The following is a 7,005-nucleotide window of genomic DNA, read 5'->3' on the forward strand; positions in this document are numbered from 1 at the left end:
CCGCCGGGTCCCAGCCGTTAGAGTGGGCGCGCGTCCACCCGTTCGACGAGGCTGGAGTCCTTGCCCGTGTACCTGGCCGATCGCTCCGCCCCGCGCGGGACCGCCACCGCGGGAGGCCGCGTCCGCGGCACGGTGCGGGCGGTCTCCCCGACCGTCTTCGCGCTGGGCACGGTCAGTCTGATCACCGACGTCTCGACCGAGATGGTCACCGCCGTGCTGCCGCTGTACCTGGTCCTCGGGCTCGGCCTGAGCCCGCTCGGCTTCGGCGTCCTCGACGGCGTGCAGAACGGGGTGAGCGCCCTGGTCCAGCTCACCGGCGGCCATCTCGCCGACCGGGTCCGCGACCACAAGCTGGTGGCGGGGATCGGCTACGGCCTGTCGGCGCTGTGCAAGCCGCTGCTGCTCGTGCACCACATGGGCGCCCTGGGTGCGGCCCTCGCCCTGGACCGTACGGGCAAGGGCCTGCGCACCGCCCCGCGCGACGCGCTGATCTCGCTGTCCGCACCGCCGGAGCGGCAGGGCCGGGCGTTCGGGGTGCACCGGGCGATGGACACCACCGGAGCGCTGCTCGGCCCGGTGCTCGCCTTCCTCATCCTCGGTGTGGCGGCCGGGGGTTACGACGCGGTGTTCGCGGTCAGCGGGTGCGTGGCCGCGCTCGGCGTCCTCGTCCTGCTGCTGTTCGTGCCGGGCGGGAGGCGGGCCCCCGAGGCACGGGAGGCGTCAGAGGCATCGGAGGCGTCGCCCGCGGAGGCGGCGCAGGTCGAGAAGGTCGATCTGCGGGCGGCCTTCGGGCTGTTGCGCACGCGGCGGCTGCGGGTGCTGTTCGGCTGCGCGGTGCTGCTGGGTCTGACGACCGTCAGCGACGCGTTCCTCTACCTCCTGGTGCAGCGCCGTACCGGCATCGCCGAGCACCTGTTCCCGCTGCTGCCGCTGGGCACGGCGACCGTGTTCCTGCTGCTGGCGCTGCCGCTCGGCCGGCTCGCGGACCGGGTGGGCCGGCGCACCGTCTTCCTCGCCGGGCACGCGGGGCTGCTCCTCGCGTACTCCCTTCTGCTGTGGGCCCCGACGGCGCCGGCCCTGCCGTATCTGGTCCTTGTGCTGCACGGCGCGTTCTACGCCGCCACCGACGGCGTGCTGCCGGCGGCGGTGGGCGCGGTGGTGCCGGAGCGGCTGCGGGCGAGCGGCCTCGCCCTGGTCGGCACGGGCCAGGCTCTCGCCCGGTTCTGCTGCTCGCTGGTCTTCGGCGCGGCCTGGGCGGCGTGGGGCGACGGCCCGGCGCTCGCCGCGGCGGCGGCCGGGCTCGCGTGCTGCGCGACGGCGGCGGGCGTGGCCCTGCGCCCGACCGCCCCCGACCTGCCTTCACCCTCGGGAGAGAAGTGATGTCCCTGACCCCGCTGCGCCGACTGCTGATCCTGGCCGTCGGGGCGCTGCTGCTCGGGGGCGTCGGCGCCTGGTCGGTGCTGTCCGCCGCCGACCGGGCCGAGGAGGAGAACAAGCCGCGCCCCGGCGGCCCGGCGTTCACCGCGGGAAGGGTCACGCTCGACGAGCCGGGCCGGCTGGTCTTCCGCAACACGGCCGCCGGGCCGCAGCGCGACCACCTGGTGTCGGTGCCGGCCGACCGGCCGGCGGGCGCGGTCCGTACCGCCTCCGAGCTGAGCTGTCTGCGTTTCCACTCGGCCGCGGGCACCGGCGTGTGCCTGCAGTCCACGACGGTCCTGGGCCGCCCCGCGTACCGTGCGCAGATCCTCGACACGAGCCTGCGCACCCTGAAGAGCTACCCCCTCGCCGGCATCCCGAGCCGCGCCCGGGTCTCACCCAGCGGGAACCTCGCCGCGTGGACGGTGTTCGTGAAGGGCGAGTCGTACGGCACCGCCTTCTTCTCCACCCGCACCTCCGTCCTGGACACCCGGGGCTGGCGCCTGACCCCGAACCTGGAGGAGTTCGCGATCACCCTGGAGGGGCGTCCGTACCGCAACCAGGACGTCAACTTCTGGGGCGTCACCTTCGCCGCCGACGACGACACCTTCTACGCCACGCTGTCCACGGGCGACGAGACCTATCTGGTGCGCGGTTCGCTGCGGGCCCGCGCGGTGACCACCCTGACGCGGAACGTCGAGTGCCCGTCACTGTCCCCGGACGGCACCCGCGTCGCGTACAAGAAGCGTGTCTTCGGCACGGCCGCCCTCTGGCGCGAACACGTCCTGGATCTCCGTACGTTGAAGTCCACCACGCTCGCCGAGCGGCGCAGCGTGGACGACCAGGCCGTCTGGCTCGACGACCGGACCCTCGCCTACGCCCTCCCCGCCGACACCCGCCCCGACAGCAACGACACCTGGACCGTCCCCGCCGACGGCACCGGCGCCCCGAAGCTCCTCCTGGAGGACGGCCAGGCCCCGCCGACTCCGGTCAGGTGAGCAACTGAAGGCGTCTCAGGAGGGCTTGGGCGTCACCGTGACCACGGCCGTCACACCGTCCACGCGGAAGGCGCCCGTCTCACCCTCCTCGTACAGGACCGCGTCGAAACGCTCCAGGGTGAGGCCGGAGCCGGTCTCGGTGGCCGTGCCCGACAGGGCGATCACCAGGGTCGCGACGCCTGTCTCCGGGGCCGCCGGGACCGTCGGGACCGCCGGCACCGAGAAGGGCGCGCGCGTCACGCGCACGTCCGCCGTCGCCGCGGCGCGCCGGGTCATCACGTTGAAGTCGACGAGCGGGCCGCCCAGGAGACGACACTCCGTGGCCGCGTCGCCGGAGAAGGAGAAGGGTTCGAAGGCGGCGTCGACGAGGTGCGGGGCTCCGTCGACCGTCAGCTCCATGCCCGGGCCGTCGACCACGGTGATCACCCGGTCCACACCCGGGAAGGCGGAGAACGGGCCGCCGGCCGCGACGTCGGCGAGGCTCACGCGCCAGGTGAAGTCGTCCAGGCCCGCGTCGGCGGGGCCGGCGGCGACCTCCCGGGTCACACCGCCGCCGTTGCGCCAGGGCGTGGCCGCCCGGTCGTGCGCCCTGAGCAGGCGTCCTGCGGTCATGTCGTCGCTCCCGGTGCCGTGGATCTCCTGTGCGTCGCTCGCCGTCGAACCTTCGCACGGGCCCGCGCGCCCGCTCAACCGGGTGGCCGCGGTCGTGGACGCTCGCGGCGTTCCGCCGGGCTCAGCCGTCGACCGCCGGGAGCCGGAAGGTCACCTGGACCCGGGTCGGGGTGCGGAGGGTGGAGCGGTCGCCGGTCGAACATTCGACGAGGACCGAGCCTCCCGATGCGCCCGGTGCTCCGAGCAACCACAGCGGCCCGCGGACGGGTTCGCCGCACAGGCCCTCCGTGGGTTCGGGTTCGCCGTCGCCTATGCCGTACTTCCCTCCCCGCTCGTCGTCGAGGAGCGGCGGAGCGGTGTCGGGTATGAGCTTCGCGCGCACGAGGTAGTCGGGGACCTGGTCGCTGACGAACCAGACGACGACCTGGCCCTCGTGGGTGTAGTACCGGACCTCGGAAGCGTCGGAGGGCAGGTCGGCACCAGCGGCGGTGATGACGCCCGGCAGCGCGGTGTCGCTGCCGGGGCAGGCACGGGGGTCACCGACGGGGTACATCATGTCGTCCCAGAACAGCCACCCCAGTCCGCCCGCGGCCACGACGCAGGCCGCCGCGATCGCCGCCAGGAAAGGCCGCCAGCCCCTGCGCCGGGGCTCCGCCTCCGCCTCGGGTCGGCTTGTCCGCTGGTCCACCTGGGCCCCCTCCGCCGGTCGGTCGTGACCCGCCATCCTTTCAGAGGCCTGCCTGTGACCTACGGGGCGACTGTGGTCTGGGGCAGGGAAGACCGCTGAACGCGGGTGTCCGCGTCCGTGTCGATCAACCCGATCATGATCGGGTTGGGGCCGGGCGGGGCGCCGCTCGCGGCGCGGATGCGGTAGCGGTGGGTGACCACCGCGTCCTCGGCCAGCGCGGTGCCGCCCGTGTAGAGCGCGTACGGGAAGGTGTCGTTGGCCACCCGCAGCGTGGCCGGGCGCCAGATCCCGGCCGAGCCGTCCCAGCGCTCCAGGCGGTAGGCGGGGTCGGCCGTGGCGCCCGGCATGGCCTCCATCTGGAAGGCCGGCACCAGGTGCCGGTAGGCCCGGCTGTTGCCGTTGCGGAGGATGACGGTGAACTCCTGCGCGGCACCCCCGGCCTTCAGGGTCAGCCCACCGCCCGGCGCGGACACGTGCATCGTGAGGTAGGTGGGTGCCGGCGGCCGGGTCGCGGTCTTCGACGGCGCCGCCGCCGCGGTGCGCGTCACGGGGCGGGTGGTGAGGCTCGCCTCGGGCGTGGGCGAGGGCGAGGCCGTCGGTGTGGCGGTGGTGGTCGCGCTGGGCACGGGACTCGCCGAGGTCCGTGGTGAGGAGGGCGTGGCCTCGCCGTCCGCCCCGGCTCCGGTTCCGGCTCCGGGGCCGCAGCCGGTGACGGCCACCGCCAGGAGCACGGCGCCCACCGTGCCGACGACGACGGCACGGGTACGGCGCATCTGGTTCTCCCTGGCGTGGCTCGGCGTGGTGTGGCTCGGCGTGGTGTGGTTCCGCGTGGTGCGCCGGGCCACGCTACCGACGGCAGGACACGGGCCGGCCGAGGGGATGTAACGCTTCGGACGCGCGGCGCCACCGACAGCGCCCCGGGGCGGCCGCCGCGTTCGCCGGCTCGGGCTGTGCTAGTCTGAAGAAGTTGCAGTTGCGGTACCCATGAACCTATGTGCGCCTGACGGGAATGCTTGTCCTTCAGGTGCACATTTTGTTTTCCGGCATCTCCGGATGGGGCCTCTGCCTACAGAAGGAGAAATGTCATGGCGCAGGGAACCGTGAAGTGGTTCAACTCCGAGAAGGGCTTCGGTTTCATCGAGCAGGACGGCGGCGGCCCCGACGTCTTCGCCCACTACTCGAACATCGCCACCCAGGGCTTCCGTGAGCTCCAGGAGGGCCAGCGGGTGAGCTTCGACGTGACGCAGGGCCAGAAGGGCCCGCAGGCGGAGAACATCGTTCCCGCCTGATCGCCGCACGCGTACCGGTAGACCGGGGTCGGCACCGTCATGGTGCGGACCCCGGTTTGCGCTGTTCCCAGGAAGGCAGACCCTCCGCATGTCCCGCAGGCCCCAGAAGTCGAACCGCCGCGCCTCCTCGCCGTCACCGGCCCCTTCGTCGCCGAAGGAGTTCCGGCTGCCGGAAAGCACGACGCCCGCGCTTCCTCCCATCGAGGAATTCGCCGGTATGGACATGCCCGCGGGGCTGCTGAAGACCCTGGTCGCGCAGGGCGTCACCACCCCGTTCCCCATCCAGGCCGCCACGCTGCCCAACTCGCTGGCCGGCCGGGACCTGCTGGGACGGGGCCGTACCGGCTCGGGCAAGACCCTCGCGTTCGGTCTGGCCCTGCTGGCCCGTACGGCCGGACTGCGGGCCGAGCCCAAGGCGCCCCTCGCCCTCGTGCTCGTGCCCACGCGTGAACTCGCCCAGCAGGTGACGGACGCGCTCACCCCGTACGCCACGGCCGTGAACCTCCGGCTGACCACCGTGGTCGGCGGGCTGTCCATCAACAAGCAGGCCACCGCCCTCCGGCGCGGCGCCGAGGTGCTCGTGGCGAGCCCGGGCCGGCTCAACGACCTCGTGGAGCGCGGGGACTGCGTCCTCGACGACGTCCGCATAACCGTGCTCGACGAAGCCGACCAGATGACCGACATGGGCTTCCTGCCGCAGGTCACCAAGCTGATCCAGCAGGTGCGGCCCGACGGGCAGCGCATGCTCTTCTCGGCCACCCTGGACGCCAACATCGACCGCCTGGTGAAGCGGTTCCTGACCGACCCGGTCGTGCACTCCGTGGACCCGTCCGCGGGAGCCGTGACCACCATGGAGCACCATGTGCTCCACCTCATGGACGAGACCGACAAGAAGGCCGTCACCACGCGCATCGCGGCGCGTGACGGCCGGGTCATCCTCTTCCTCGACACGAAGCGGTCCGCCGACCGGCTCGCCAAGCGGCTCCTGTCCGTGGGCGTCCGCGCCGCCGCGCTGCACGGGGGCCGTACCCAGCCGCAGCGGAACCGCACCCTGGACCAGTTCAAGAACGGCCAGATCACCGCGCTGGTGGCCACGAACGTCGCGGCCCGCGGCATCCACGTCGACAACCTCGACCTCGTCGTGAACGTCGATCCGCCCATGGACCACAAGGACTACCTGCACCGCGGCGGCCGCACGGCCCGCGCCGGCGGCACCGGCAGCGTGGTCACCCTGGTCCTGCCCGACCAGAAGCGCGACGTCGCCCGCCTGATGTCCGACGCGGGCATCCGCCCCAGCACGGCCCGCATCAAGTCCACCGACGCGGAACTGACCACCCTCACCGGAGCCCGCGAGCCCTCCGGCGTCCCCGTCGTCGTCGAGGTCCCCCAGCCGGCGACCCCGCCGGCCCCGCGCCGCGGCACCCGCCGGACCGACACCGAGCGCGGCACGGCCGCGCGGCCCTCCCGCCGCCGCAGGGCCGGCGCCCCGCAGGCGACGGATGCCGCCACGGGAACGAAGGAGCGCGGCTCGAACCGCCGGACCGCCACCGGGGCGGCAGGGGCACCCGGGTCCGACCGGTCCGCCGCGTCGAACGGCCGCGGCTCCGCCCGCCGGGCCGGGACCGCGGCCGGGACCGGCAAGGCGTCGGGTGCCGCCGCCCGCTCGGCCGGGCGCGCCCCGGACCGCCGGACCGGGGACGGAAAGGAATCCCGCACCGCCTCCGGCAGGACCGCCCGGACCTCCGGCCGGGGCGGCCGCCGCACGTCCACGCCGTAGCGCGGCGAAGACGGAGAGCCGGGCGGGCGCGGGGAGCCGGGCGGGCGTCCTCAGGGGCGGAAGTCGTGGTGCGTGAGGTCGATCTCGATCGCGTTGCCGAGGTTGTTGAAGAACACCGCGGTCGTCCCCCGCAGCTCCACCCGCTCGAAGGGGTTGGAGTCGGTCATCGACATCACCCACACCGGGTTCCGGTCCGCGTCGAGCTGCTCGCCGTGGCCTGCGTGC

8 protein-coding genes are annotated in these 7,005 nt (G+C 73.8%); 5 read left to right on the top strand and 3 right to left on the bottom strand.

Annotated elements, in window-relative coordinates; translation table 11 throughout:
* Nucleotides 1-66: 66 nt before the first annotated feature.
* Nucleotides 67-1,380: an MFS transporter gene (locus AB0M18_RS34645; RefSeq protein WP_365765134.1), complete on the top strand. Its 1,314-nt coding sequence runs from the start codon at nucleotides 67-69 to the stop codon at nucleotides 1,378-1,380.
* A 5-nt stretch (nucleotides 1,381-1,385) separates the two neighbouring features.
* Entirely contained in the window at nucleotides 1,386-2,414 is a 1,029-nt protein-coding gene (locus AB0M18_RS34650) for a TolB-like translocation protein (RefSeq protein ID WP_365765146.1), read from the top strand.
* Nucleotides 2,415-2,429: 15 nt separating this feature from the next.
* Here the strand turns inward: AB0M18_RS34650 and AB0M18_RS34655 are convergent, their stop codons facing one another.
* The 3 genes from AB0M18_RS34655 to AB0M18_RS34665 form a co-directional block, all read right to left on the bottom strand.
* Nucleotides 2,430-3,026, bottom strand: a complete 597-nt coding sequence (locus AB0M18_RS34655) for a HutD family protein (RefSeq protein WP_365765136.1) — start codon at nucleotides 3,024-3,026, stop codon at nucleotides 2,430-2,432.
* A gap of 121 nt (nucleotides 3,027-3,147) precedes the next feature.
* A complete protein-coding gene (locus tag AB0M18_RS34660) occupies nucleotides 3,148-3,714 on the bottom strand; it encodes a hypothetical protein (RefSeq protein ID WP_365765138.1) in 567 nt (188 codons plus the stop codon).
* A 59-nt stretch (nucleotides 3,715-3,773) separates the two neighbouring features.
* Nucleotides 3,774-4,193 carry a hypothetical protein gene (locus AB0M18_RS34665; protein WP_365765140.1) on the bottom strand — a complete coding sequence of 140 codons (420 nt, stop codon included), beginning with the start codon at nucleotides 4,191-4,193 and terminating at the stop codon, nucleotides 3,774-3,776.
* Between the two features lie 10 nt (nucleotides 4,194-4,203).
* On the opposite strand from AB0M18_RS34665, the gene AB0M18_RS34670 reads away from it, so the two are divergent.
* From AB0M18_RS34670 to AB0M18_RS34680, 3 genes are all read left to right on the top strand, one after another.
* Nucleotides 4,204-4,599 carry a hypothetical protein gene (locus AB0M18_RS34670; protein WP_365765142.1) on the top strand — a complete coding sequence of 132 codons (396 nt, stop codon included), beginning with the start codon at nucleotides 4,204-4,206 and terminating at the stop codon, nucleotides 4,597-4,599.
* 200 nt (nucleotides 4,600-4,799) lie between these two features.
* Nucleotides 4,800-5,003 carry a cold-shock protein gene (locus tag AB0M18_RS34675; RefSeq protein WP_007502648.1) on the top strand — a complete coding sequence of 68 codons (204 nt, stop codon included), beginning with the start codon at nucleotides 4,800-4,802 and terminating at the stop codon, nucleotides 5,001-5,003.
* Nucleotides 5,004-5,091: 88 nt separating this feature from the next.
* Nucleotides 5,092-6,780 (top strand): DEAD/DEAH box helicase, encoded by a 1,689-nt coding sequence (locus AB0M18_RS34680; RefSeq protein ID WP_365765144.1) that lies wholly within the window; start codon nucleotides 5,092-5,094, stop codon nucleotides 6,778-6,780.
* The last annotated feature ends 225 nt before the right edge of the window (nucleotides 6,781-7,005 follow it).

The organism is Streptomyces sp. NPDC051909 (assembly GCF_040681095.1).
In the GTDB taxonomy this organism is placed as follows: Bacteria; Actinomycetota; Actinomycetes; order Streptomycetales; family Streptomycetaceae; genus Streptomyces.

Bases quoted from the DNA above. Each gene is read 5' to 3' on its own strand.
- AB0M18_RS34655 (WP_365765136.1), bottom strand. From the start codon at position 3,026: ATGACCGCAGGACGCCTGCTCAGGGCGCACGACCGGGCGGCCACGCCC.
- AB0M18_RS34665 (WP_365765140.1), bottom strand. From the start codon at position 4,193: ATGCACGTGTCCGCGCCGGGCGGTGGGCTGACCCTGAAGGCCGGGGGT.
- AB0M18_RS34675 (WP_007502648.1), top strand. From the start codon at position 4,800: ATGGCGCAGGGAACCGTGAAGTGGTTCAACTCCGAGAAGGGCTTCGGT.
- AB0M18_RS34680 (WP_365765144.1), top strand. From the start codon at position 5,092: ATGTCCCGCAGGCCCCAGAAGTCGAACCGCCGCGCCTCCTCGCCGTCA.